The sequence below is a fragment of the Micromonospora sp. NPDC049801 genome, assembly GCF_040656575.1.
In the GTDB taxonomy this organism is placed as follows: domain Bacteria; phylum Actinomycetota; class Actinomycetes; order Mycobacteriales; family Micromonosporaceae; genus Micromonospora.
In genome coordinates this window covers 446,718-471,562 of record NZ_JBFAMS010000002.1, presented here as the reverse complement: position 1 = coordinate 471,562, position 24,845 = coordinate 446,718, and the positions used below count along the sequence as shown (strand labels likewise).

Here is a 24,845-nt window from a genome sequence, read left to right as displayed (position 1 = left end):
CCCGTAGACTGGCAAGCTCGGTGGTGGCGGCGGGTACGGCGAAACAGGAGATTGAATTGTCGATTTCGACCGATGCCCGCCACGGAGAAGACGGACCCCGGCCGACCGACGGCAGCCTGCGTTTCGAGATCCTGGGTCCCCTGCGACTGTGGCGTGACGGTGTCGAGGTGGACGTCGGCCCCCGACAGCAGGGCCGCCTGCTGGCCCTGCTCCTCGCCCGCGCGGGGCGACCGGTCAGCGCGACCGACCTCATCGAACTCGTCTGGGGCGAGGACGCTCCGGCCAGCGCCACGAACGTCATCCACAAGTACGTCGGCGCGCTGCGGCGGCTGATGGAACCCTCGCTCCCGCTGCGCGCTTCCGGCACGTACCTGCGGCGGCACGGTAGTGGCTACCTCTTCGCGCCCGCGCCCGGCTCGCTGGACCTGTTCCGCTTCCGTGAGCTCGTCGGGGCCGCCCGCGCCAAGCTCACGGCCGGCGACCGTCACGCGGCGCTGGATCGGTACGCCCAGGCCCTGGGGCTGTGGCGCGGGCCCGCCGGTGACACGTACGCCCACGGCACCACCTCGATGTCGATCTTCGCGGCGCTCGATCAGGAATTCCTCGACGGGTGCGTGCCGGCGGCCGAACTCGCCATGTCACTGGACCGGCCGACGCGGGTGCTCCGGCCCCTCCGGCTGGCCGCCTCGATGGCGCCGTTCCACGAGCCGGTGCAGGCGAGTCTCATCGCCACGCTCGGGGCGAGCGGCCACCAGGCCGAGGCGCTGGGGCTCTTCCGGACCGTCCGCACCCGTCTCGTCGAGGAGCTGGGCATCGATCCGGGCGAGGCGCTCCAGGCCGCGCACCGGCGCGTCCTGGCGGGGACGGCGACCTCGGTGCCGAACGGCCAGACCGGCCCAGAGACGCGGCGGCGCGACCGCTCGTGGCCGGTGCCGCTGGTGCGTCCGGCGCAGCTCCCACCCGATCTCCCCGCCTTCGTCGGACGTACCGCCGAACTCGCGACTCTCGCCGGAATGTGCGAGGACACGGCCGACGCGCGCGGGACGGGTCCGCTGGTTGTCGCACTCGACGGAATGGGCGGCGTGGGCAAGTCCACGCTGGCCGCGCACTTCGCCCACCTGGTCGCCGGGGAGTTCACCGACGGCCAGCTCTACCTCGACCTGCGCGCGGAGCAGCCCGAGACCGACAGCCTCTCGGCCAGCGATGCGCTCGGATCCCTGCTGTCGTCGCAGGGTTTCCACATGTCCAGCGTCCCGGAGACGCTCGCCGCACGGGTCGGCATCTACCGGAGCCTCACCGCCGGCCGGAAGTTGCTCGTGTTCCTCGACAACGCGCTCGACGCCGCCCAGGTGCGCCCCTTGCTGCCCAACTCCCCGGAGTGTCTGGTTCTGGTGACCAGCCGCAGTCCGCTCGTCGATCTCGCCGTCCGCGACGGAGCCCACCTGCTGCATCTCGATCCTCCGGACATGCCGACCGCCCGAAGGCTGGTCCAGCGCCGGCTGAAGGACGCGCCGAACCGCTCCCCGGCGGGCAGCGCTGAGGTGTCCGACACCCTCGACGAGATCATCGAGATGTGTGGGCGCCTGCCCCTCGCGTTGGCGATCCTGGCCGGCCGGTTGAGCGCGCGTCCGCGACTCGCTCTGGAGGACGTCGCCGCGGAACTCCGGGACGGCGCGCGGCGACTCACCGCCTTCTCCGGCAACCACGGCGGATGCGATCCGCGTGCCGCCTTCGCCTGGTCGTACCGTCAGCTCAGCCCGGACGCGGCACGGCTCTTCCGGCTGTCCTCCGCGGCCATGGCGGCCGGCGTTTCGGCCGAGGCCTTCGCCAGCATGTCCCAGACCCCGCTGGAGCAGACGCGGGCCATGGTGCGCGAACTCGCCGAGGCGGCCCTGCTCGACGAGGACGACCGGGGCCGGTTCACCTCGCACGTCCTCGTCCGGGCGTACGCGCAGGAGCTGATCCTGGCGGCGGAGTCGGTCCGCGACCGGGAGGCGGCGATCGACCGACTTCTGCACCACTACCTGCACAGCAGCCACCAGGCCGCGCTGCGGCTGGTACCGACGAGCCCGGCGGCTGCCCCCACTCCGGCCCCGGCCGGCGTCATCGCCGAGCGACCCGGTTCGTACGAGGCCGCGATGCGGTGGTTCGACGATCACCGGGAGGTCCTGTTCGAGGCGGTTCGCCGTGCGGCGGAGGGCGACTTCGGTGTCCCACCCTGGCGGCTGGCTCTCACCATCTGGCCGTGGTTGCGGCTCACCGGGCGGTTCCACGACTGGCAGGACGTGATGCGGGTGGCTCTGCGGGCTGCCAACGGCAGCGGGGATGACCTGGGTGCGGCCCACGCCATGTGGAGTCTGGCCGATTCCTGCTTCCACTTCGCCAGCTACGACGAGGCACTCGACCTGCTCACCCGCGCCCGAGAGATCTTCACCGAGCGCGGCATGATCGCGGAGTTGGGCGGCGTCCACAGTGCCCTGCACCGGATCCACAGTCAGCTCGGCCGGCACGAGCGGGCACTCGCGGAGAACGAGCGAGCACTGTCCCTCTACCGGGCCGCCGGCTTCGAGCAGGGCGAGATCTGGGCGTGCGTGGCCCGGGGCCGGACATTGGTCCGACTCGGTGCTCCCGGCGAGGCCATGGGGTGCCTCGACGAGGCGCTGGCCCAGAGCGAGAAGGTCGGACCAGGGACGGACGAACCGGCGATCCGCATTTTGATCGCCGAGTGCCTGGCGTTGCTGGGGCACCAGAGCCACGCTCGGGACCAGCTCGAGCAGGGCCTCCGAGCGGCCGTCGAGGCGCACAGTCGGATCGACGTCTTCGAGGCGTCCGCCCAGCTCTGCGGGACCCTGCTGGATCTCGACGATGTGCCCGGCGCCTGTCAGGCCTGGCGGGGGGCCTGCGACGCCATGCACGCCATGCAGAACGGCGGGACCCGTCGCATGCGGGACACGGTCTGCGACCTGGGGGACAGGCTCCTCGAGGTCACCCCCTTCGCCTCGCGATCCGAGGACACGCAGCGGTGACGCGTGTTCCCGGGGATGGGCGTGCCGCTCTGCGGTCGACCGCCTGACCAGTGCTTTAATGGGTCGGACCGACCATGTCGGTCGATTGCGCGGCACTCGGTCGGTTGAGCGTGTTATCGATAACATGCTATGTTCCGGCGCGGGGAGTGAAGGGCACGCTCCCAGTCACCGCAGTCAGTCGGCGCAGGCATGCCGAGGGCCCGCCCTCCCGCCGCCGCACCGATCGGTGACCAGTCCGGGCCGCTCCGCCACTGCCAGGCGACCGCGCGGTCGTCGGACGCCCCCCGGTCCGGCCGCATTCCCCGCATTCCATGCCCCGTCGCGGACAACCCGGCAGCGACGGTACGGCCCGTACACCACCCGTGTACGCCGCACCGGCCGCACGAGCACGTCGGCCCGCAACGGAAGGACGTCCTGTCACGGCACCTCGTCGGTCGGCCCTCGTCCCGCCCGCGCGGGCGAGCACCCCACCCGGCACGAACCGGCTCGAGGTGCATGTCGTACGCACGATCAACGGCAAGGAGTCGAGCAATGGTCAGACGGAGACAACTACTGACGTTCGTCGCGGCCGCGGCGGTTCTCGTCGTGGCTACCGGCGGCGCGTTGACCGCCGGGTTCCGCGGCGAGGCGGCGGCTGCCACGAACGGCACCCTGGCGGCGACCGCGGGCTGCGGTAAGGCGCCCACCCTCACCAACGGGACACGCACGATCACCAGCAGCGGCCAGAGCCGCACCTACATCCTCCAGATCCCGAGCGGTTACGACCGGAACCGCCAGTACCGCCTGGTCTTCGGTTTCCACTGGCTGAACGGGTCGGCCAACAACGTCGCCTCGGCCGGCTACTACGGCCTCGCGCCGCTGTCGAACAACAGCACGATCTTCGTCGCGCCGCAGGGCATCAACGCCGGGTGGGCCAACACCAACGGGCGGGACCTGACCCTCTTCGACGACATCTCCAGGCAGGTCGAGAACGACCTCTGCGTCGACACGACGCAGCGTTTCGCCCTGGGCTGGAGCTACGGCGGGGCCATGAGTTACGCGGTGGCCTGTGCCCGACCCAACGTCATCCGCGCGGTCGCGGTGCTCTCCGGCGCGAACCTCAGCGGCTGTAGCGGCGGCACCCAGCCGGTTCCGTACTTCGGCATCCACGGCATCCACGACAGCGTGCTCAACATCTCGCAGGGTCGGGCTTTGCGCGACACGTTCGTGCGGAACAACGGCTGCACGGCACAGAGCCCACGCGAGCCCAGCCAGGGCAGCCTGACCCACATCACCACCACCTACTCCGGCTGCCGCTCGGGGTACCCGGTGCAGTGGGCCGCGTTCGACGGCGACCACACCCCGAGCCCGGTCGACGGGTCGGGCAGCCCCAACGACTCGCGGACCTGGACCTCGGGTGAGATCTGGCGGTTCTTCAGCCAGTTCCAGTCGACGACTCCGCCCACCACGCCGCCGCCGACCACGCCCCCGCCCACGACGCCGCCGCCGACCACCCCGCCGCCGACGACGCCGCCGCCGACCACCCCGCCGCCGACCGGTGAGCCGGGCACCTGCGCCGCCACCTATCGGGCGATCAACAGCTGGCCGGGCGGGTTCCAGGGCGAGTTCACCGTCACCAACGGGACGTCCGGCACGATCAACGGCTGGACGGTGCGCCTGACCCTTGCCAATGGCCAGGCCATCAGCAGCCTCTGGAGCGGTGTCAACACCGGGACCACCGGCAACGTCACCGTGCGCAACGCCGACTACAACGGCACGCTCGCGCCGAACGCCTCGACGACCTTCGGATTCACCGCCACCGGAGACGGCGCCACCCCGCCCGGCAACGTCACCTGCACCAGCCCCTGAGCACGGATGCCCGGGCCGGGAGTCACCGACTCCGGGCCCGGGCACCGGGGCGGGCGCGGCCGGCAGTCCGTCGATGAATCCTCGCGAGCACGGCTGCGGCAGCGGGGGAGACGCGGCGCTTTATGCGCGAATGTCGATGTTAGCGTCAGTCATTCTGGGTTGCCGAGTACGTCGGCCCGGGTTGTCGGGCGGTGGGTGGCCGGGCAGCAGGCGTGCGACCGGCGTCAATGGTCGGACCCGACGGGTCGGCCCTGCTTTACGCGGATGTTACGTCTTGACGAACAGCATGTTATCGCTCACAGTCGATGGTCAAGGACGACGTCGGGTGCGATGTACCGCCGGCCGACTTCGTCGACCGTCAATCCGACACTGTCCGCAGCACGCAGGGATCGTGTTAACGCGAACATTCCCGCCGTGTGCGCCCGGTCGCGTGTCGTGGTGCGCCCAGCTTCGGGGAGCCGTTCGGCTCCCTGTGATTGAGGAGGAACATGTCCGCCATTGATACGACCCCGGCGATAGCGCCGCCCTCGCGGCGGCGAGGGCGGTTGGTACGAGCGGCAGCCGCCAGCGTGGCGGCGGTGGTGGTCGCTGGCGCCGCCGCGATGGCGGTGTCGTCGCCCGCGGCCGCGGCGACCGTCGACACGAGCGCGTGGTACGTCCTGGTGAACCGCAACAGTGGCAAGGCGTTGGACGTCTACAACCTGGCCACGAACGACGGCGCGCGGATCACGCAGTGGACGCGTAACAACGGCAACCAGCAGCAGTGGCAGTTCGTGGATTCCGGTAGTGGTTACTACCGGGTCAAGTCGCGGTTGTCCGGCAAGGTGCTGGATGTTTCCGGCCGGTCGACGGCCAACGGCGGGGCGATCGTGCAGTGGTCGGACAACAACGGGACCAACCAGCAGTTCCGGCTTGCCGACTCGGACAGTGGCTACGTGCGGTTGATCAACCGCAACAGCAACAAGGTCATGGAGGTGCAGGGCGCCTCGACCGCCGACGGTGGCAACGTCGTGCAGTACGACGACTGGAACGGCACCAACCAGCAGTGGCAGTTCGTCCGCGTCGACGGCGGGGGCAACCCCACCACGCCGCCGCCCACCACGCCGCCCCCGGGTGGCACCTGTGACCTGCCGTCGTCGTACCGGTGGTCGTCGACCGGGGCGTTGGCGCAGCCGAAGTCGGGCTGGGTGTCACTCAAGGACTTCACCGTCGCCCCCTACAACGGCCGGCAACTCGTCTACGCCACCACCCACGACTTCGGTTCGTCGTGGGGGTCGATGAACTTCGGTCTGTTCACCAACTGGTCGGAGATGGGCTCGGCCAGCCAGAACACCATGAACAGCGGCACCGTCGCGCCGACCCTGTTCTACTTCGCGCCCAAGAACATCTGGGTCCTGGCCTACCAGTGGGGCGGTGCCGCGTTCTCCTACCGCACCTCCACCGACCCCACCAACGCCAACGGCTGGTCCGCCGCCCAGACCCTGTTCAGCGGCAGCATCACCGGCTCCGGCACCGGCCCGATCGACCAGACCCTGATCGCCGACGACCAGAACATGTACCTCTTCTTCGCCGGCGACAACGGCAAGATCTACCGCGCCAGCATGCCGATCGGGAACTTCCCCAGCAGCTTCGGCTCCAGCTACACGACCATCATGAGCGACTCCACCAACAACCTCTTCGAAGCGCCCCAGGTCTACAAGCTCCAAGGCCAGAACAAGTACCTCATGATCGTCGAGGCCATCGGCGGCCAGGGCCGCTACTTCCGCTCCTTCACCGCCACCAGCCTCAACGGCAGCTGGACCCCCCAGGCCGCCACCGAGAGCAACCCCTTCGCCGGCAAGGCCAACAGCGGCGCCACCTGGACCAACGACATCAGCCACGGCGAGTTGATCCGCACCAGCGCCGACCAGACCTTCACCGTCAACCCCTGCAACCTCCAACTGCTCTACCAGGGCCGATCGCCCTCCTCCAACGGCGTCGACTACGGCCTACTGCCGTACCGACCGGGCGTGCTCACCCTGCAACGCTGACCTGACGCACGACCGAGGGGCGGGCCCGGCACCACGCCGAGCCCGCCCCGCGTCACGTCCACCGGCCCCCGTCTCTGCCAGGCTGGGGCATGCCCTTGAGCGCACACCACCTCAGAACGTCAGTCGCCGTGTCCGATATCGCACGGGCGGTCGCCTTCTACGAAGGCAGGCTGGGCCTGCGGGCGCTGCGGTCCGCGCCCAGCGCCCACATCCCCGACGGCAGCCGCATCTACGCCTCCGGCGGCGGACCGGCCCTCAACGTGTACCAGTCGGTCACCGCCGGGACGACCGAGGCGACGCTGGCGACGTGGTACGTCGACGACCTCGACGAGATCGTCGACGAACTCATGGCCGCCGGCGTCGACCCCGTGCGCTACGAGCAGTTCGAGCACGACCCGAAGGGGATCACCGCGCGGGCCGGAGGTGGGCGTATCGCCTGGATCCAGGACCCGGACGGCAACACGTTCGCCATCGAGGCGGATGTCTGACCGACCGCCGTTCCCCTGGCGCTGGCGCTCACAGATTCCGTTCCACCTCGGTCAGCCGGTCGCTGAGAAATGCCCGTTCGACGTCGTTGTCGGTGAGGGTCAAGGCCTCCTCGTAGGCCGTCCAGGCCTGCCGCCACTGCCCCAACTGGCGCAGGAAGTCGGCCCGGGCGGCACTCAGGTATCCGTACGTGGCCAGGGCCGGGTCGGCGAGCAGTGGGTCGAGCGCGTCGAGGCCGGCCCGGGGTCCGTCGCGCAGCCCGATCGCGACCGCCCGGTTGAGATCGACCACGGGGGAGGGCCAGATCCGGAACAGGGTGTCGTAGAGCGCGACGATCTGGGCCCAGTCGGTGTCCTGCCAGCTCGGCGCCGCAGCGTGCAGGGCGGCGATCGCCGCCTCCAACGCGTACCGCGTCGGAGGCCGTCGACGCAGCGCGTCGGCGACCAGAGCCCGGCCCTCGGCGATGAGCTGCCGGTCCCAGCGCGAGCGGTCCTGCTCGGACAGCAGCACCAGACGCCCGTCCGCGGCTCTGCGGGCGTCCTGGCGGGCGGCGTTGAGCAGGAGCAACGCGAGCAGTGCGCTGATCTCGGCGTTGGTCGGCATGAGCAGGTGCAGCATGCGGGCCAGCCCGACCGCGCTGTCCACCAGGTCCTGGCGGACCAGCTGGGCGCCGAGCGGCGCCGTGTGGCCGGTGGTGAAGATCAGGTGGACGACCTCCAGGACGGCGCTCACCCGCTCCTCCAGCTGGTCCGGGCCCGGCACCCGGTACGGGATGCGGGCCGCGGCGATCTTCTTCTTGGCCCGGGTGATGCGGGCGGCCATGGTGGCCGGCTGCACGAGGAACGCGCGGGCCACCTCGGGCGTGGACAGCCCGCACACCAGACGCAGCGTCAGGGCGACCTGGGCGTCCCGGGCCAGGGCCGGGTGTGAGCAGGTGAAGATGAGGCGCAGCCGGTCGTCGACGAGACCGTCCTCCGGCCCCGGCGTGGTCTCGTCGGCCACGAGCAGGGGCATCTTGCGACGGAACACCGACGCGCGGCGCAGGACGTCGCGGGCCCGGTTACGCGCGATGGTGGTCAACCAGGCGCCCGGCCGGTCCGGGATGCCGGTCTGCGTCCAGGTCTCCAGGGCCCGGGCGAACGCGTCCTGGGTGCACTCCTCGGCCAGGTCGAGGTCGCGGGTCAGGTGGGCCGTGGTGCTGAACACCTGGGCCCAGTCGCGGCGGTGCGCCTGGGCGACCGCCGCGACGACCTCGTCCTTCGTTCGTGGGTCGGTCACGTCAACCGTGGTCGACCACCGGGCGGATCTCCACACCGCTGTGCGACGCGCGCACCTCGGGGAGCAGTTTCGCCAACGACAGCACCTCGTCCAGGTCGGTGGCCTCGATCAGGTAGTAGCCGCCGAGCGCCTCCTTGGTCTCCAGGAACGGGCCGTCGGTCGTCGTGATCTGCCCCATCGAGTCCGAGCGCAGCGTGGTGGCCGTGGGCGACATCTCCAACTGCTTTCCGTCGATGATCTGCGTCCCAGCCTTCTCGGCGAACGCCGCGTGCGCGGCGTCGTGTGCCTTCCACTGCTCGTCGGTCATCGCCTCCCACTGCTGGGCGTCGCCGTAGATCAGAATCATGTACTTGGCCATGGCTCAAGTCCCGTCCGTGTGCCGGCCCCCTCGGTGGTGGGCCCCTACACTACGACGGCTCGGGCGGGCGGTAGATCGACAGCCAGGCCGCACAGTTCGATCCTGGACTTCGCGGCGATCGGGCTACGGCTGGTTCCCGACGATGCCCTACACCTGAGCGCCCTCGTCCGACACGATCTCGACGTACCCGTCGGCGCCGTGCACCCGGATCCGCTGCCCGTTCCGGATGAGCCTGGTCGCGTCCGGCACGCCGACGACGGCGGGCAGGCCGTACTCCCGGGCGATGACCGCCCCGTGGGTCATGAGGCCACCCACCTCGGTGACCAGTCCGGCGACCGCCACGAACAGCGGCGACCAGCTCGGGTCAGTGTACGCGGTGACCAGGATGTCGCCCGGTTCCAGGTCGGTCTCGGCCAGGTCGGGAAGGACGCGGGCGCGACCCTCGACGATCCCGTCGGAGACGCCGAGACCGACAAGCGCGCCGGCCGGCACGTCATCGCGTCGGTACGCCCCGGAGATGCCCTCTCCCTCCGAGGTGAGCACCCGGGGCGGGGTGAGCCTCTGGTGCGTCCGGAACGCCTCCCTGCGCCGCTCGACGAGGTGATCGTCGATCCGGTGCGTCCGCACGAAGTCGTGCAGCTCGGCGAAGGTGAGGTAGAAGATGTCGTCGATCTGGCGCAGCACGCCCGCCCGCAGGAGGCGTTCCGCCTCCCGCAGCAGGGCCTGCTTGTAGACGAGGTAGCGGCTGATGATCGCGTACTTCGGGTACTCCCGGTACCCGATGAAGGTGCGAACCCGGTCGATCATCCGTGCGGTCTCGTCGGCCTTGCGCACCCCGTCCGGCAGGGCACGCAGGCGTTCCAGCAGCTCCTCGCGCTTGCGCTGGGCCTCCTCGCGCCCCTGCGCGAAGCGCCGTGCGGCCGCGCCGCGCTCGTGCAACCTGATGTTGTCGAGGATCAGGGGTACGAGCGTGGTGGGGCGTTCGGCCCAGCGCGGCCTCGTGATGTCGATCTCGCCGACGCAGCGCATCCCGTACCGGTCGAGATAGGCCCGGATGGCGTCGCGCGCCTGGCTGCCGCCCGGCAGTCTCGGCAGCTCGTCGAGGAAGCCGTCGTCGTCGACGTCCCGCAGGAACGCCACCACCTCGGGGTACGGGCGGATCGCGTCCGCGACGTCGAGCAGCGCCAGGCCCATCTCCGACGTGATGTTGCCGGGGGCCGACAGGGTGAGGGTGTCGGCGGCGTTCCGCTCACCCAGCCAACCGGCGAGCTGTTCGTTGAGCCACCAGGTGGCCTCCATCCCCGCCATGATCGCCTGCATGCTCAATGGATCGGCGAGCAGCCGCTTGTGCTCCTCGAATGCCGTGAGCAGGAAGTCGAACAGTGCCGGTCCGGTCACCGTCGCGATGTCACGCCGCAGCGCGGCGAGGGACGTCCGGCTGCGCTCGACCAGTTCGGTGACGATGGCCGGATCGTTCTCGATCGTGGCCGGCGCGCCGCCCAGCCGGGGGACACGGGGAGCGTCGTCGGTCAGCGTCGGTACGAAGTCGGGGCGGGCGAGCAGGGTCTCCAGCGCGTCCCGGGTCAACGGATCGGACCTGCCCGCCATCTCGAGGAAGCCGGCGCGGCTCGCGGGCGACGCCAGGATTCCGGTGGCGTCCACGAAGAGCCGCCCACCGGCCTCGTGCATCGGCGCCATCGCCGTGAGCTGCCACATGGACAGCCCCAGCGGCTTCATGGCGTCGGTCATCATCTGCTGATGTCCCACGGACAGGTAGACGTGGTTCGCCCCGTCCCCGGCGGCGGCGGGTACCGGGAACAGCGTGGTGATCGGCCGGCTCTGGACGATCTGGGCGTCGCCGTCGGACAGGCACCACTCGATGTCCTGCGGGCAACCGAAGGCCGCCTCGATGCGCCGCCCCACCCGTACCAGTCGCAGGACCTGGTCGTCCGTCAGCGCCGGCTGGCCCTGCCGGTCCGCGCTGATCGTCTGTCGGTCGGTGCCGCCGCCGGGGAGGGCGTTGATGGCGAGGCGCTTGACGGCGATCGACCGGTCGACGATCGCGTCGTCGCGCACCCGGTAGGCGTCCGGGTTCACGAGCCCGGAGACCAGCGCCTCGCCGAGACCGAAGCTGGCCTCCACGGAGGCGACCTTCCGGTTGGACGTGACCGGATCGGCCGTGAACAGCACGCCGGCCGCCTGCGGGAACACCATCTTCTGCACCACGACCGCGAGGTGGACCGTCCGGTGGTCGATGCCGTTGCGCTGCCGGTAGCTGACGGCCCGCTCGGTGAAGAGCGAGGCCCAGCACCGGCTGACGTGCGCGAGGACGGCCTCCGCGCCCCGGACGTTCAGGTAGGTGTCCTGCTGGCCCGCGAAGGAGGCCGTCGCGAGGTCCTCCGCGGTGGCGCTGGACCGGACGGCGTAGGCCGTGTCGGCGCCGTGGCGGCGCAGGGCCGCGCCGATCGCCGTCACCACCTCGTCGGGCGGGACGATGGCTTCGATGATTCGGCGGATCTCCGCGCTGAGGTCGCGGATCGTGTCCCGGTCGTCCGCCGCGAGGCGCGACAGGCGGTCGAGGTGATCAGCCATCGCGGGCGCCTCGGCCACGACCCGTCGGAACGCGTCGGTCGTCACACAGAAGCCGGGCGGTACGCGGACGCCGTCGATCCGTGTCAGCGCCCCCAGTCGGGCGCCCTTGCCGCCGACGAGCGCGACCTGCGTCTCGTCGACCTCGTCGAGATCCCACACGTACCGGTCCGTCATCGCGCCACCTCGGCCCGCACGGTCGGCGTGAACACTCGCGTCCTGCACAACACACCCACGTGGTGCCCCGATTCTTCGCATCGTTCCGTCTCCGGCCGACGATTCTGCGTCACGACCGGGGTCTTGCGGCAAGGCCCCGGTCGCGATATACGTTTAAGTGGGAGCGGATACCGGTGGCGTTTTCCGGCCACGAATGAAAATCGCGAAAGAGCGGCGCGGTCCCGCCCCGAAAGCACGAGAGGGAGCTGCCGTGACAGCGGTCAGGCAAATCCTCTTCGTCCAGGGCGCCGGCCCCGGCACGTACGACGAGTGGGACAGCCGGATGGTCGACAGCCTGCGGCGCGAGCTCGGTGACTCGTACGACGTCCGCTATCCACGCCTGCCCGACGAGGGCGATCCGCGCTACGCCACCTGGAGCGCCGCCGTTCGCCGGGAGATCGCGGCCCTGGACGACGGCGCGGTCGTGATCGGCCATTCGGTGGGCGGGGCGATTCTCGCGCACGTGCTCGCCGAGCGGCCACCGGAGCGTGAGCTGGCGCTGATCGTCCTGGTCGCAGCTCCGTTCGTCGGAGCGGGCGGTTGGCCCGGCGACGAGTTCGAGTTGCCGGGCGACCTCGGTGCCAGGCTGCCGCGCGGCGTGCCGGTGCGGGTGTTCCACGGCCTCGGGGACGAGACGGTGCCGCCGTCGCACGCCGATCGTTACGCGCGGGCGCTGCCGCAGGCGCTCCTGTACCGGCTCCCGGGGCGCGACCATCAGCTCGACGACGACCTCGGCGAGGTGGCGCGGGTGATCACCCGGGACGTCGCGTCCGCACGCTGACCCCACTCCGTCAGGCGGGGCGGTGGACATCACTTTGACGGGTGTGGCTAATAGGATTAGCCTCTAGCTAAGACGATTAGCTAGGAGGCTTCGATGACCGAGTACCTGAACGTGGACGGCGGCACCCTGGCGTACGAGGTGACCGGCGCCGGGCCGCTCGTCGTGCTTGCCCACGGCATGGGTGACAGCCGCGAGGCGTACCGCTTCGTTGTGCCGCGCCTGGCGGCCGCCGGCTACCGGGTGGCCGCGGTCGACCTGCGCGGTTGTGGCGAGTCGAGCGTCGGATGGCGCTCCTACAGTCGCACCGACATCGCGGGTGATCTGCTCGCCATCATCCGCCACCTGGGCGGCCCGGCCGTGCTGGTCGGTCACTCGATCTCCGGCGGGGCCGCCACCATCGCCGCCGCCCGTGCCCCCGAGTTGGTCGCCGGCGTCGTCGAACTGGCCCCCTTCACCCGCAAGCAGTCGATCAAGCTGGGTGACCTGCGGGTCTCCCGTTACCGCAGGGGCATCGCCCGGCTGCTCGGCACCGGCCTGTTCGGCAGCGTCCGGCTCTGGCGCAGCTATCTCGACGTGGCCTACCCGGGCCGCAAGCCGGCCGACTGGGCCGCCCGCACGGCCCGGATCGACGCCATGATGCGCGAGCCCGGCCGGATGGCGGCGATGCGTGGGATGGGTCGGTCGGCGCCGACCGACGCCGGGGCGCAACTGGGTAACGTCCGCTGTCCGGTCCTGATCGTCGAGGGCGCGCTCGACCCGGACTGGGCCGACCCGCGCGCCGAGGGCGAGGCCATCGTGGCCGCGCTGCCGAGCGGGCGGGGGCGGCTCGAGATGGTCGAGGGCGCGGGTCACTACCCGCACGTGCAGTACCCCGACGAGGTGGTGACCCTGTTGCTCGCCTTCCTGGGCGCGCACGCCCCCGCCTGATCGGCGGTCAGGCCAGCAGTTGCTCCCGCATCCGCGCGCCCAGGTTGAACCGTCCCACCGGATGTCCGGCGTGCGGATCGTGGACGTCGAGGCTGTTGTTGCGGCGCATCAGCGCGCGGACCGGCGGCGGCAGTCGCGGTGGGTCGTCCATGGCCGCGAGGATCTGCGCGGCGCTCGCGATCAGTCGATCGACCAGGGCTGCCCCGTCGGTGTCCACCCGCACCCGGCCGTACTCCCAGCCGGCGGTGGTGAGGTCGAGCACCTCGAACATGTGGGTCACCAGCGGCGCCGGATCGGTCACCCGATCGAGCCGGGCCGCGCGACCGCCGACCACCGCGACAGCGGCGGCCACCTGTGCGTACGGGTGGAAGCCGCAGGGCAGCGCGAACAGCGGCCAGCGCAGTCCGGGGCCGGCCTCCGACCACAGTTGCCGGTAGTTGCGCCGGTGCACGAGGAGTCGCCGGCCCGTCCGACGGTGGATGTCCTGGGCCTGCGCCCGAAGATCGAGGTGTGCCTCGTCGGCGACCTGGTGCAGGACCCGGGCCGCGACCACCAGCCCGTCGTCCCCGCTCAGCATCCCGGTCGCCGCCTCGACCTGCGCGGGGAACGGGGTCCGTGCCCGCGGGCCGTATCCGTGCTGGAGGTCTCGCAGCAGCGTCTGCTGCCGCTCCGGGTCGAGCTGGATCCGCCCGCCGCCCAGCAGCCGCTGGAGCCAACGCATGTCGCCTCGTTTCAGCAGAGCCGTCCCGAACTGTCGCCATGCTATGCGGCGGGGGATCATCGCGTGTCGCAGGGGTGTGTGGTGAAGGCGAAATCCACATTCCAGCGTGTCATTTAGTGAGGCCTATCTATATTGACGTCTATCGCCGACCGGGGACAGGATCTCGGCACCACCACCACCGCGATCTCCCTTGGGAGGCGTCATGTCCCGTCCCCGCCTGCCGCTCCTGCGGGCAGCCGCCCGAGTGGCCGCACTCGCCACGGCCACCGTCGGCGTCCTGCTCGCCGTCACCACACCCGCCAGCGCCGCGGTCCCCTCCGGCCGCTACGTCGCGCTGGGCGACTCGTACACCGCAGGTCCCCTGATCCCGACCCAGGTGGACCTCAACTGTCTACGGTCGAACCGCAACTATCCCTCCCTGGTGGCCGCGGCCGCCGGCTCGACGTCGTTCGCGGACGTGAGCTGCTCCGGGGCCACGACCGACGACATCCTCTACGGCGGCAGTGGTCAACTGGGCATCAACCTGCCACCGCAGCTCAACGCGGTCACCTCGAGCACGTCGTTGGTGACGGTGCAGATCGGCGGCAACGACATCGGCTTCTCCGGCATCATCGGCGAGTGCGCGGAGGCGAGCCTCAGCAGTCCCCTCGGCTCGCCGTGCAAGAACCGGTACACGGCCGGCGGCACCGACCAGTTGCAGGCCCGGATCGCGGCGACGGTGCCGAAGGTGACCACCGTGCTCCAGTCGATCCGCCGGGCCGCGCCCAGCGCGCGCGTCGTCGTCCTCGGCTATCCGGCGATCCTGCCCGACAGCGGGTACGGCTGCTGGCCGGTGGTGCCGATCGCGTACCAGGACGTGCCGTACCTGCGTGGCATCGAGAAGTCGCTCAACGCCATGCTGGCCAGCGCCGCGGGCGCGAACGGCGCCACCTACGCCGACGTCTACACGCCGTCGATCGGTCGGGACGCGTGCAAGAGCAGCGGCACCCGTTGGGTCGAGGGCCTGGTGCCGCAGAACTCCGCCGCGCCCTTTCACCCGAACGCCCGTGGTGAGCAGGGCATGAGCACCGCGCTGCTCGCCACCCTGAGCTGACCGGGCGCGACCGCCGCAGCCGGCCCCGCCGTACGACGGCGGGGCCGGACCGTCCGCACCGCCACCGCCGGGCACTGTCGGAGGTCCGTGCCAGGATCCTCGCCGTGGCTGGATGGGTGTACAACGACCGCCCCGCGGGCGTCCGCTTCCTGACCGAGCGGGTCGCCGAGCCGGGGCGCGCCGAGATCGAGGCCGAGATCTGGGACTGGGTCGTGCGCGGCTCCGACGACCCCGACGACTTCGTGGACTACCTCGACGGGGACGACGAGCGACACGGCGCCACCGACGACGACCTGAGATCGGCGTACGAGAGGGCGCTGACCGCCCGCCGCGAGCAGCAGCAGGGTTGGGGCGCGGTGCGCAGCAACCTGAACCGCGCGTTCGCCGAGCTCACCGAGGTCGGCGTGGTGGCCCGGGAAAACTTCAGCTGCTGCGGCACCTGCGCGTCCGCCGAGATCCACGACGAGCGCGACGACTCGCGGCACTGGCAGGGCTACCTGTGGTACCACCAGCAGGACACGGAGTCGCTGCTCGCCAGCGAGGACGGCGAGGTCTACCTCGGCTACGGCGTCTATCCGGCGGCGGATTTCGACGAGGCCGCCTACTCGGCCCTGCCGGAGGCCGAGCAGCAGGCCCGTTACCAGGCCGACCTGGAACGCCTACTGGACGAGGTCGCCTTCCCGGTGCTCCGCCGGCACGGCATGCGGGTGGAGTGGAACCGCAGGCAGTCGCAGCGGGTCCGGGTGACCGGCGCGCAGTGGTACGCGCCCCTGCCGAGCGTCTGAGGCGGGTCGCGCGCCAGCCCTCACCGCCGTCGGTGGTCGTTGAGGCGGGCGGCCTGGCGGGTCAGGTGGTCCCGCTCGGCCAGGTTGGCCGCCTTACGGGCCGCCTCGGCGTAGAGCCGCGCCGCCGTCGCCAGGTCACCGGCGCGTTCGTGCAGGTACGCGGCCACCGCCGTGTACCGGGGCAGCGAGTCGTCCAACGCGGCGAGGGCCGCCAGCCCGGCTCGGGCACCGTCGGCCGCGCCGACCGCCACGGCGCGGTTGAGCCGGACGACCGGGCTGTCGGTCAGGCGTGCGAGCTCGTCGTACCACTCGACGATCTGCACCCAGTCGGTCTCCTCGGCGGTGAGAGCGTCGGCGTGCAGCGCCGCGATGGCGGCCTGCGCCTGGAACTCGCCGAGCCGGTCGCGGGCGAGGGCCGCCTGGAGGACGCCGACGCCCTCGGCGATGGCGGTCGTGTCCCATCGGTCGCGGTCCTGCTCCGCGAGCGGCACCAGGCTGCCGTCGGGGGCGATCCGGCTGGCACGGCGGGCGTGGTGCAGCAGCATGAGGGCGAGCAGTCCCGCCACCTCGGGATGGTCGATGGCGACCGCGAGCTGCCGGGTGAGCCGGATGGCCTCGGCGGCGAGGTCGACGGCACCGGTGTAGCCCTCGTTGAACACCAGGTAGAGCACGCGCAGCACGGTGGTCACGTCGCCGGGCTGGTCGAATCGTACGGTGGAGACGGTGCGTTTGGCCCGGCTGATGCGCTGCGCCATGGTCGCCTCGGGCACCAGGTAGGCCTGGGCGATCTGGCGGGTGGTCAGCCCTCCGACGGCGCGCAACGTGAGCGCGACCGCCGACGACGGCGTCAGCGAGGGGTGGGCGCAGAGGAAGTAGAGCGCAAGGGTGTCGTCCACCCCGCTCGTGGGACCGGGCGTCGGCTCGGTGTCCACGACGTCCTCCCGACGACGACGGGCGGCGTCCGCGCGGGCGGTGTCGAGGAACCGACGCCACGCCACGGTGATCAGCCAACCCTTCGGGTCGCACGGCGGGTCGGCCGGCCAGACGCGAACGGCCTCCACAAGCGCATCCTGTACGGCGTCCTCGGCCGCCGCGAAGTCAGCTCCGCGGCGGACGAGAACGGCGAGCACGCTCGGCGTGAGGCTCCGGAGCAGTGCCTGGTCCATCGCGCAGGTCACTCCGTGATGGTGGGCGGCTCGGTGAGGAAGGGGCGTACCTCGAGCCACTCGTGGATCGGCTTACCGCCCGCGCCCGGCGCGGCCGACAGCTCGCCCGCCAGCTCGACGGCGCGTTCGTAGCTGTCGACGTCGATCACCATCCAGCCGGCGATGAGATCCTTGGTCTCGGCGAACGGGCCGTCGGTGACCGGCGGGCGTCCCTCTCCGTCGTAGCGGACCCAGGCTCCCTCGGGGGCGAGCGCCTGGCCTTCGATGAACTCGCCGCTCTTTTCCAGCCGGGCGGCGAAGTCGTGCATGTACCGCACGTGCGCCGTGATCTCCTCCGGCGTCCACTGGTCCATCGGCACGTCGTTCACTCCGACCGGACCGCCCCGGTAGTGCTTCAACAGCAGGTACTTCATCGTCGTGTGCCTCCTCGCTGGCGCGACCCGTTCCGGTCACGTTCACCCCGGGGACGACGCCGGGTGGTGGTTCTCGACATCATCGCCGAAAAAATCTTGGCGATGTCGCGGTCGGCACTGCTACCGAGGACCGGGTGGCCCGGTGCTGCCCCGGACGACGAGCGCCGTACTGAGCTCGTACCGTTCCTGGGGCAGCGCGTGATTGTCGGCCAGCGTCAACGCGAGGCGGGCGGCGGTGGCCCCGATCTCGGTGAACGGTTGTCGCACCGTGGTCAGTGGTGGCGACGTCCAGGTCGCCTGGTCCACGTCGTCGAACCCGACGACGCTGAGGTCCTCGGGGATCCGCCAGCCGACGTCGTGTGCCGCCGCGTAGACGCCGAGGGCCTGCAGGTCGTTGCCGCAGACGATGGCGGTGGGTGGTTCGGGCAGGGCCAGCAACTCGCGGCCGAGGTCCCGGCCGGCCACGAAACTGAAGACCCCCTGCCGTTCGAGGCTGTCATCGAAGCCGATGCCGGCATGATCCAGCGCGGCGCGGAAGCCGTCCAGGCGGGCCCGCGCCGCCAGGTCCTGCACCGGCCCGGTGAGTACCCCGATCCGCCGGTGGCCGAGGTCGAGAAGGTGCCGGGTGGCGGCGAGGGCGCCGCTCCAGTTGTTCGACCCGACGGCGGGGGTGGGGAAGTGTTCGCCGCCCGGGTCGATGGCGACCAGCGGTATGCCCATGGCGGCCAACTGCCGGCCGTGTTCGGCGGTGACGAGAGAACAGACCGCGATGACAGCGGTCGGATGCCGCAGCAGCAGAGGCTCCATCCAGGGCAGCCCCGCCGTCACGCGGTGGCGGAGGTCGACGAACCCGACGGTGCAGTGCCGCGCGTCGGCGACCTCCTGGATGCCGCGCAGGATCTCCAGCGCGATCGAGGGCAGCATGTGGTGAAAGAGCACCTCGACGCAGCGGGTTCTCACGGCGTGCTCCGGTCGGCGGTAGCCGTGGTCGCGCAACAGCGCCTCCACCCGCTGCCGGGTCTGTTCACCCACCCCGGCCCGGCCGTTGAGGACCTTGGACACCGTGGGCGGGGACACGCCGGCGAGCTCGGCGATCGTGGCGACGGGCAGGTCACCCCGCAGTGGCTTGCGGGGGCGGCGCCGCCGGCTCTCGTCGCTCACACGGCGAGTCTACGATCGCGGCACCGGTCGTTCAGCCGGGCGGACGCGCCATGGGACGGTAGTCGAACCAGTCGAAGGCCGCGACGCCGTCGGTCACGTACATGCCGATGACCCGGCCGGTGAAGCCGCCGGCGACCTCGGTGGAGAGGTAGCGTCCGTCGAGTTCGGCCAGCAGCACCCGACCCTCGGTGCTCTCCACCTCGAACGTGATCATGTCGCTGGTGGCGGCGCGTACCCCGAAGGGTTCGTCGGTGGCGGCGAGGCCGGCGGCGGACGTCACGGTCGGCGGGTAGAGATCGTGGGTCCGGGTAGCGATCGTCAGGATGAGCGGACCACGGGGTACGTCGAGCGTCGCGAAGACCTGCCGGAACGGTCCCACCCGGCCGAGCACGCGGACGACGGCGTCCTGGACCTCGAGGTCGTAGTGGTGCGCCTCGTCGATGCGCAGGGTGAGTCCGGCCGTGCCGCCGCCCGGATCGACTCGCACGCTGGCGCGGCAGTCATGGTGGCGTTGGCGGGCCGCCACGATCGTCGCGCCGGCGCGGTCCAGCGTCGTACCGGTGGCGTGCAGGGTGAGCCATCCGGGCCGCTCGGTCAACGACCAGGCCGCGTCGGGACGGGAGCGGGGCGAGACCCACCCGGGTGCGAGGCTGGTCGTGTCGAAGTCGTCGCGGTGCGCGCCCGGATCGGGTGGGGCGGCCAGGGCCGGCGGGCTGCCGGCGGGTGCGGCGGTGACCTCTCGGACGGGGTCGATCACGGGCCAGCCGTCGACCCAGCGGACCGGCACGAGGAACGTCTCGCGTCCGAGCACGTGGAAGGGCGGCCACTGGCCCTTCGGCCGGATCCCCAGCAGGACCATCCACCAACTGCCGTCCGCAGCCTGCACCAGGTCGGCGTGCCCGGCCGCCTGGACGGGCAGGTCAGTGCTCCGGTGGGTGAGGATCGGGTTGGTCGGCGCGGGCTCGAACGGCCCCCGAGGGCTGCGGGACCGGGCGACCGAGACGGCGTGACCGGTGTGGGTGCCGCCCTCGGAGAGCAGCAGGTACCACCATTCGCCGATCCGGTACAGGTGCGGCGCCTCCGGGTACTGCCCTCCGGTGCCGGACCAGAGCGCGATCGGACCCTCCCGCACCCGGCCCGTGTCCGGGTCGATCCGGTAGCCGTCCACTCCCGAGGTCGTCAGCCAGCAGGTGCCGTCATCGTCCCAGGCCAGGGACGGGTCGACGTGCGGCAGGTCGAGGTAGACCGGCTCCGACCATGGGCCGGTGGGATCCGCCGCGGTGACGATGAGATGCCGGCCAAGGCTGACGTTGGTGGTGATCACCCAGAAGCGGCCGTCGTGGTGGCGGATGGTCGGCGCGAAGATGCCTCCGGACGCGTCGGCGTCGGGCGGGATCTGCAACTGGCTGGCACGGTCGAGGACGTTACCGATCTGTCGCCAGTGGACCAGGTCCCGGCTGTGCAGGAGCGGCACCCCGGGGAAGTACTCGAAGCTCGAGCAGACGAGGTAGTAATCCTCGCCGACCCGGCAGACGCTCGGGTCAGGGTAGAAGCCGGGTACGACCGGGTTGTCGTAGCCCGCAACGGCCGACGAGCCTGAGGACACAGCTGCCACCTCCGAGCGGTCGGTGCCGAGATGTCGCGGTTTGTTCGCGATAACATCTCGTGGCTCCGGATGGTACGAACGAGCTGCGTCGATGGCAAGGTGTCCGGGCGGCCCGCCGGTGGCGCGCCCCTGCGCGCCGATCCGAAACATGGTCGTCATCTATTGACGAGCAGCGTCGTCATCTACGAAGGTCTATGGAGGATGTATGGCGCGCCGCCGGGAGCCCGGTGCGCCGGGTCTCGGCTGTGAACGTTGCCAGAGGGTGCGAGCGGGCCGCGCCTGTTAACGCTAACAGCGAGCGCCCACCACGCGTCCCGGCCACCGCCGACCGTCCCCGCCAGGACTCGAACGGCAATCCGGCCGTGGGCACGTCCCCGCCATCGCGCCAATTCCGGCGGCGTCTCCAGCGGCGCCGTCCCCACCTGCGTGAGGTATCTGGCCTGCGCAGATTGGAGAGACCATGTCCGAAGTGACACGAAGAAACGTGCTACGCGCCGGTGCCGTGGGCGCCGGCGCCGCGCTGCTACCGGTCGCGTGGTCCGCCGTCGCCCGCGCCGGCTCGGTCGCGCCGCCGCAGGTGCTCGCCGCCAACGACATGGCTCTGTGGTACGACGAGCCGGCGGGCACCGACTGGCTCCGCGCGCTGCCGATCGGCAACGGGCGTCTCGGCGCGATGGTGTTCGGCAACGTCGACACCGAACGGCTGCAACTCAACGAGGACACCGTCTGGGCCGGCGGCCCGTACGACTCGGCCAACACCCGGGGCGCGGCCAACCTTGCCGAGATCCGGCGGCGGGTCTTCGCCGACCAGTGGACGTCGGCGCAGGACCTGATCAACCAGACGATGATGGGGAACCCGGGCGGTCAGCTCGCCTACCAGCCGGTGGGCAACCTGCGTCTCGCCTTCGGTTCCGCCAGCGGCGCGTCGCAGTACAACCGGACGCTCGACCTGACCACCGCCACCGTCACCACCACGTACGTCCTCAACGGCGTCCGACACCAGCGCGAGGTGTTCGCCAGCGCGCCCGACGGGGTGATCGTGCTCCGGTTGACCGCCGACCGCGCCAACTCGATCACGTTCAACGCCACCTTCGACAGCCCACAACGCACGACGATGTCGAGCCCCGACGCCGCCACGATCGCGGTCGACGGCATCTCCGGAGCCATGGAGGGCGTCAACGGGTCGGTGCGCTTCCTGGCGCTGGCCTCCGCCGCCGCGACGGGCGGGACGGTCAGCAGCTCGGGCGGCACCCTGCGCGTCTCCGGGGCCACGAGCGTGACCGTCCTGATCTCGATCGGGTCCAGCTACGTCAACTACCGCACGGTCAACGGCGACTACCAGGGCATCGCGCGTACCCGCCTCAGCGCCGCCCGCGGGGCGAGCTACGACCAGCTGCGCGGCCGCCATCTCGCCGACTACCAGGCCCTGTTCAACCGGGTGACCATCGACCTCGGGCGGACGGCAGCGGCCGACCAACCGACCGACGTGCGGATCGCCCAGCACGGGAGCACCAACGATCCGCAGTTCTCGGCCCTGCTGTTCCAGTTCGGCCGGTACCTGCTGATCTCCTCCTCGCGTCCGGGCACGCAACCGGCGAACCTGCAGGGCATCTGGAACGACTCGATGACGCCGCCGTGGGACTCGAAGTACACGATCAACGCCAACCTGCCGATGAACTACTGGCCCGCCGACACCACGAACCTGGCCGAGTGTTTCCTGCCGGTCTTCGACATGATCAAGGATCTGACGGCCACCGGTGCCCGCGTCGCCCAGGCGCAGTACGGCGCGGGCGGCTGGGTCACCCACCACAACACCGACGCGTGGCGGGGCGCCTCGGTCGTCGACGGCGCGTTGTGGGGGATGTGGCAGACCGGCGGGGCCTGGCTGTCCACGCTGATCTGGGAGCACTACCTGTTCACCGGCGACGCCGGTTTCCTGGCGGCCAACTATCCGGCGCTCAAGGGCGCGGCCCAGTTCTTCCTCGACACCCTGGTCGCTCACCCGTCGCTCGGTTACCTGGTCACCAACCCGTCGAACTCGCCCGAGTTGCCGCACCACTCGAACGCCAGCGTCTGCGCCGGGCCCACGATGGACAACCAGATCCTGCGGGACCTGTTCGACGCCGTGGCCCGGGCCAGCGAGGTGCTGGGCGTGGACACCACGTTCCGCTCCCAGGTGCGGACGGCGCGGGACCGGCTGGCCCCGATGAAGGTCGGCTCCCGTGGCAACGTGCAGGAGTGGCTCGCCGACTGGGTCGAGACCGAACGCAACCACCGACACGTCTCCCACCTGTACGGCCTGCATCCCAGCAACCAGATCACCAAGCGCGGCACCCCGCAGCTCTACGAGGCCGCCCGCCGGACGCTGGAACTGCGCGGCGACGACGGGACCGGCTGGTCCCTCGCCTGGAAGATCAATTACTGGGCCCGGCTGGAGGACGGAACCCGTGCCTACAAGCTCCTGAAGGACCTCGTCCGCACCGACCGGCTCGCGCCCAACATGTTCGACCTGCACCCACCGTTCCAGATCGACGGCAACTTCGGCGCGACGTCCGGCGTCGCCGAGATGTTGCTGCACAGCCACAACGGCGAGCTGCACCTGCTCCCCGCGCTGCCGAGCGCCTGGCCCACCGGCCAGGTCGCCGGCCTGCGCGGGCGCGGCGGGTACACCGTCGGCGTGGCCTGGACCAGTGGGCAGGCCGACGAGATCAGCCTCCGCGCCGACCGGGACGGCACCGTACGCCTGCGCGCCCGCCTCTTCAACGGGTCCTTCACGCTCGTCGACGTCGCCGACGGCAGCACCCCCAGCACCACCCGACCCGAAACGGATGTCGTGCAACTCGCCGTCCGCGCCGGTCACACCTACCGCGCGGCGCGGCCCGGTGTGACACCGTCACCGACGCTGACCAGCACGCCCTCGCCCACCGTCTCGCCGACCCCGAGTCCGACCGACACACCGAGCCCGATCCCGACGCCGACGCCGACCGTGTCGAGCACACCCTCGCCGTCCGGCGCGCGGGCGACGTACACGGTGACGAACGCCTGGTCGGGGGGGTTCCAGGGCTCGGTCACGGTGACCGCCGGAGCGACGGCGATCCGTGGCTGGACGGTCTCCTGGACCTTCCCCAACGGGCAGGCGATCAGCCAGATCTGGGGCGGCACGCACACCCAGAGCGGCGCGAGTGTGCGGGTGACGAACGTGGACTACAACGGGTCGTTGCCGGCCGGTGGCTCCACCACGTTCGGCTTCCTCGCCACCTCGACGGGGACCAACAACCCGCCGACCGACATCACCTGCACGACCACCTGACCCGCGCGTTCCCGCCCGCCGCCGGCCCCGCGCCGGCGGCGGGCCGGGCGTGTCGCCCAACCGTGGTCTACCCCGCCGCGCCGGCGTCCGTGCCTCGGGCCCTCGTGCGCCACCGCCATCGTCGCCACACGGCGACCACGAATGCCACGGCGACGAGGAGGGTGACGGCGCCCTTCCAGGCGCGCTCGAACCACGGTCGGTCGGTGCCGAACGCCGCCTCGCCGCTCGCCATGACCCACACGCCCACCCACGCCCACTCCCAGCCGCGCGGCCAGGAGAAATCCTGCGGCGGATCGGTGAACGCGCCGACCGCGGTGACTGCCGCACCGACGACGAAGAACAGCGGTACGCCGATATCCGTGACGAACTCCCAGGGCGACACGTCCCGATCATCGCTGGTGGGTGCACGGCCCACCAGAGCGTGCTTCAGGAGACCGCCGCGCGCACCAGCTCGACGATCCGCTTCTCCACCTCGGGGCTCCACGCGCGCAGGGCGTACGACACCGGCCAGAAGTCGCCGTCGTCGAGGTTGGCCGGGTCCTGGAAGCCCAGCGTCGAGTACCGGTAGTTGAACTTGCCGGAGTCCTGATAGAAGACGACGATCTTGTCGGCGGCGTTCGCGTACGCGGGCATCCCGTACCACGTCTTCGGCGACAGCTCGGGCGCGGCGGTGGTGACCGCCACGTGCACCCGCTCGGCGAGCGCGCGGTCGTCCGGCGCCATCTGCGCGATCCGGTCGAGGACCGCCTGTAACCCGTCGGCCTTCTTGGCGCCCTTCTTGCCCTCGGCACGCAGCTCTGCCGCACGCTCCTTCATCGCGGCACGCTCCTCGGCGCTGAAGCCGGCGGAATCGGTCGTGGAGGACTTCTCGGACATGTCGGGCTCCCTCTCGCTCGTCGTGGTTCGGCATCCTGCCGGCCACCTGGGAAAAGGCTAGGCCCGGACAGCGCCCGGGAGCTTCTTGATTCCTGACCGGCTCGGGGCGGGGTGCGCCGGGCGGGACCTCCGGGTCGCTTCGCCGAGCGCCTATGCTCGGACCCGGGTCAGGGCG

19 protein-coding genes are annotated in these 24,845 nt (G+C 71.1%); 9 read left to right on the top strand and 10 right to left on the bottom strand.

The window, feature by feature from the left end; genetic code table 11:
• Positions 1-56 precede the first annotated feature (56 nt).
• The 4 genes from AB0I89_RS05505 to AB0I89_RS05490 all read left to right on the top strand — a co-directional run bounded on the left by AB0I89_RS05505 (position 57) and on the right by AB0I89_RS05490 (position 7,392).
• Positions 57-3,026: a BTAD domain-containing putative transcriptional regulator gene (locus AB0I89_RS05505; RefSeq protein WP_357120571.1), complete on the top strand. Its 2,970-nt coding sequence runs from the start codon at positions 57-59 to the stop codon at positions 3,024-3,026.
• Positions 3,027-3,557: 531 nt separating this feature from the next.
• Positions 3,558-4,874, top strand: coding sequence for a cellulose binding domain-containing protein (locus AB0I89_RS05500; RefSeq protein ID WP_357120568.1), 1,317 nt, complete (start codon positions 3,558-3,560; stop codon positions 4,872-4,874).
• 488 nt (positions 4,875-5,362) lie between these two features.
• Positions 5,363-6,904, top strand: coding sequence for a non-reducing end alpha-L-arabinofuranosidase family hydrolase (locus tag AB0I89_RS05495; protein WP_357120565.1), 1,542 nt, complete (start codon positions 5,363-5,365; stop codon positions 6,902-6,904).
• 128 nt (positions 6,905-7,032) lie between these two features.
• Positions 7,033-7,392: a VOC family protein gene (locus tag AB0I89_RS05490; protein WP_357120562.1), complete on the top strand. Its 360-nt coding sequence runs from the start codon at positions 7,033-7,035 to the stop codon at positions 7,390-7,392.
• A 28-nt stretch (positions 7,393-7,420) separates the two neighbouring features.
• On the opposite strand, the gene AB0I89_RS05485 is transcribed toward AB0I89_RS05490, so the two are convergent.
• The 3 genes from AB0I89_RS05485 to rph all read right to left on the bottom strand — a co-directional run bounded on the left by AB0I89_RS05485 (position 7,421) and on the right by rph (position 11,792).
• Positions 7,421-8,668 (bottom strand): sigma-70 family RNA polymerase sigma factor, encoded by a 1,248-nt coding sequence (locus AB0I89_RS05485; protein ID WP_357120559.1) that lies wholly within the window; start codon positions 8,666-8,668, stop codon positions 7,421-7,423.
• 1 nt (position 8,669) lies between these two features.
• The gene (locus AB0I89_RS05480; protein ID WP_357120556.1) at positions 8,670-9,026 is read right to left on the bottom strand and encodes a YciI family protein; all 357 of its coding nucleotides are present in this window, start codon (positions 9,024-9,026) and stop codon (positions 8,670-8,672) included.
• Between the two features lie 147 nt (positions 9,027-9,173).
• Complete coding sequence (gene rph, locus AB0I89_RS05475; RefSeq protein ID WP_357120553.1) at positions 9,174-11,792, bottom strand: rifamycin-inactivating phosphotransferase; 2,619 nt, start codon at positions 11,790-11,792, stop codon at positions 9,174-9,176.
• Between the two features lie 250 nt (positions 11,793-12,042).
• Here rph and AB0I89_RS05470 point away from each other — a divergent pair, with 250 nt between their 5' ends.
• A complete protein-coding gene (locus AB0I89_RS05470; protein ID WP_357120550.1) occupies positions 12,043-12,612 on the top strand; it encodes an alpha/beta fold hydrolase in 570 nt (189 codons plus the stop codon).
• A 93-nt stretch (positions 12,613-12,705) separates the two neighbouring features.
• On the top strand, positions 12,706-13,539 hold the full coding sequence (locus AB0I89_RS05465; protein WP_357120547.1) for an alpha/beta hydrolase: 834 nt from the start codon (positions 12,706-12,708) through the stop codon (positions 13,537-13,539).
• A gap of 7 nt (positions 13,540-13,546) precedes the next feature.
• On the opposite strand, the gene AB0I89_RS05460 is transcribed toward AB0I89_RS05465, so the two are convergent.
• Positions 13,547-14,260: a hypothetical protein gene (locus AB0I89_RS05460; protein WP_357120544.1), complete on the bottom strand. Its 714-nt coding sequence runs from the start codon at positions 14,258-14,260 to the stop codon at positions 13,547-13,549.
• Between the two features lie 202 nt (positions 14,261-14,462).
• Between AB0I89_RS05460 and AB0I89_RS05455 the strand changes: the two genes are divergently transcribed.
• Positions 14,463-15,353, top strand: a complete 891-nt coding sequence (locus AB0I89_RS05455; protein ID WP_357120540.1) for an SGNH/GDSL hydrolase family protein — start codon at positions 14,463-14,465, stop codon at positions 15,351-15,353.
• 104 nt (positions 15,354-15,457) lie between these two features.
• Complete coding sequence (locus tag AB0I89_RS05450; RefSeq protein ID WP_357120536.1) at positions 15,458-16,138, top strand: hypothetical protein; 681 nt, start codon at positions 15,458-15,460, stop codon at positions 16,136-16,138.
• Between the two features lie 20 nt (positions 16,139-16,158).
• Here AB0I89_RS05450 and AB0I89_RS05445 read toward each other — a convergent pair whose 3' ends face one another.
• From AB0I89_RS05445 to AB0I89_RS05430, 4 genes are all read right to left on the bottom strand, one after another.
• Positions 16,159-17,304 carry a DUF6596 domain-containing protein gene (locus AB0I89_RS05445; RefSeq protein WP_357120812.1) on the bottom strand — a complete coding sequence of 382 codons (1,146 nt, stop codon included), beginning with the start codon at positions 17,302-17,304 and terminating at the stop codon, positions 16,159-16,161.
• An 8-nt stretch (positions 17,305-17,312) separates the two neighbouring features.
• Complete coding sequence (locus tag AB0I89_RS05440) at positions 17,313-17,717, bottom strand: YciI family protein (RefSeq protein ID WP_357120534.1); 405 nt, start codon at positions 17,715-17,717, stop codon at positions 17,313-17,315.
• Positions 17,718-17,837: 120 nt separating this feature from the next.
• Positions 17,838-18,878: a LacI family DNA-binding transcriptional regulator gene (locus tag AB0I89_RS05435; protein ID WP_357120530.1), complete on the bottom strand. Its 1,041-nt coding sequence runs from the start codon at positions 18,876-18,878 to the stop codon at positions 17,838-17,840.
• 31 nt (positions 18,879-18,909) lie between these two features.
• Positions 18,910-20,484, bottom strand: coding sequence for a glycoside hydrolase family 43 protein (locus tag AB0I89_RS05430; protein ID WP_357120527.1), 1,575 nt, complete (start codon positions 20,482-20,484; stop codon positions 18,910-18,912).
• Positions 20,485-20,944: 460 nt separating this feature from the next.
• On the opposite strand from AB0I89_RS05430, the gene AB0I89_RS05425 reads away from it, so the two are divergent.
• The gene (locus AB0I89_RS05425) at positions 20,945-23,794 is read left to right on the top strand and encodes a glycoside hydrolase N-terminal domain-containing protein (RefSeq protein ID WP_357120523.1); all 2,850 of its coding nucleotides are present in this window, start codon (positions 20,945-20,947) and stop codon (positions 23,792-23,794) included.
• Between the two features lie 67 nt (positions 23,795-23,861).
• On the opposite strand, the gene AB0I89_RS05420 is transcribed toward AB0I89_RS05425, so the two are convergent.
• Complete coding sequence (locus AB0I89_RS05420; RefSeq protein ID WP_357120520.1) at positions 23,862-24,209, bottom strand: hypothetical protein; 348 nt, start codon at positions 24,207-24,209, stop codon at positions 23,862-23,864.
• An 11-nt stretch (positions 24,210-24,220) separates the two neighbouring features.
• Positions 24,221-24,670, bottom strand: a complete 450-nt coding sequence (locus AB0I89_RS05415) for a hypothetical protein (RefSeq protein ID WP_357120517.1) — start codon at positions 24,668-24,670, stop codon at positions 24,221-24,223.
• Positions 24,671-24,845 lie beyond the last annotated feature (175 nt).

What these genes read in the sequence shown, in the direction of transcription:
- AB0I89_RS05465 (WP_357120547.1), top strand. Translation starts at nt 12,706, where the DNA reads ATGACCGAGTACCTGAACGTGGACGGCGGCACCCTGGCGTACGAGGTG.
- AB0I89_RS05460 (WP_357120544.1), bottom strand. Translation starts at nt 14,260, where the DNA reads ATGCGTTGGCTCCAGCGGCTGCTGGGCGGCGGGCGGATCCAGCTCGAC.
- AB0I89_RS05480 (WP_357120556.1), bottom strand. Translation starts at nt 9,026, where the DNA reads ATGGCCAAGTACATGATTCTGATCTACGGCGACGCCCAGCAGTGGGAG.
- AB0I89_RS05500 (WP_357120568.1), top strand. Translation starts at nt 3,558, where the DNA reads ATGGTCAGACGGAGACAACTACTGACGTTCGTCGCGGCCGCGGCGGTT.
- AB0I89_RS05425 (WP_357120523.1), top strand. Translation starts at nt 20,945, where the DNA reads ATGTCCGAAGTGACACGAAGAAACGTGCTACGCGCCGGTGCCGTGGGC.
- AB0I89_RS05445 (WP_357120812.1), bottom strand. Translation starts at nt 17,304, where the DNA reads ATGGACCAGGCACTGCTCCGGAGCCTCACGCCGAGCGTGCTCGCCGTT.
- AB0I89_RS05495 (WP_357120565.1), top strand. Translation starts at nt 5,363, where the DNA reads ATGTCCGCCATTGATACGACCCCGGCGATAGCGCCGCCCTCGCGGCGG.
- AB0I89_RS05455 (WP_357120540.1), top strand. Translation starts at nt 14,463, where the DNA reads ATGTCCCGTCCCCGCCTGCCGCTCCTGCGGGCAGCCGCCCGAGTGGCC.
- rph (WP_357120553.1), bottom strand. Translation starts at nt 11,792, where the DNA reads ATGACGGACCGGTACGTGTGGGATCTCGACGAGGTCGACGAGACGCAG.
- AB0I89_RS05415 (WP_357120517.1), bottom strand. Translation starts at nt 24,670, where the DNA reads ATGTCCGAGAAGTCCTCCACGACCGATTCCGCCGGCTTCAGCGCCGAG.
- AB0I89_RS05440 (WP_357120534.1), bottom strand. Translation starts at nt 17,717, where the DNA reads ATGAAGTACCTGCTGTTGAAGCACTACCGGGGCGGTCCGGTCGGAGTG.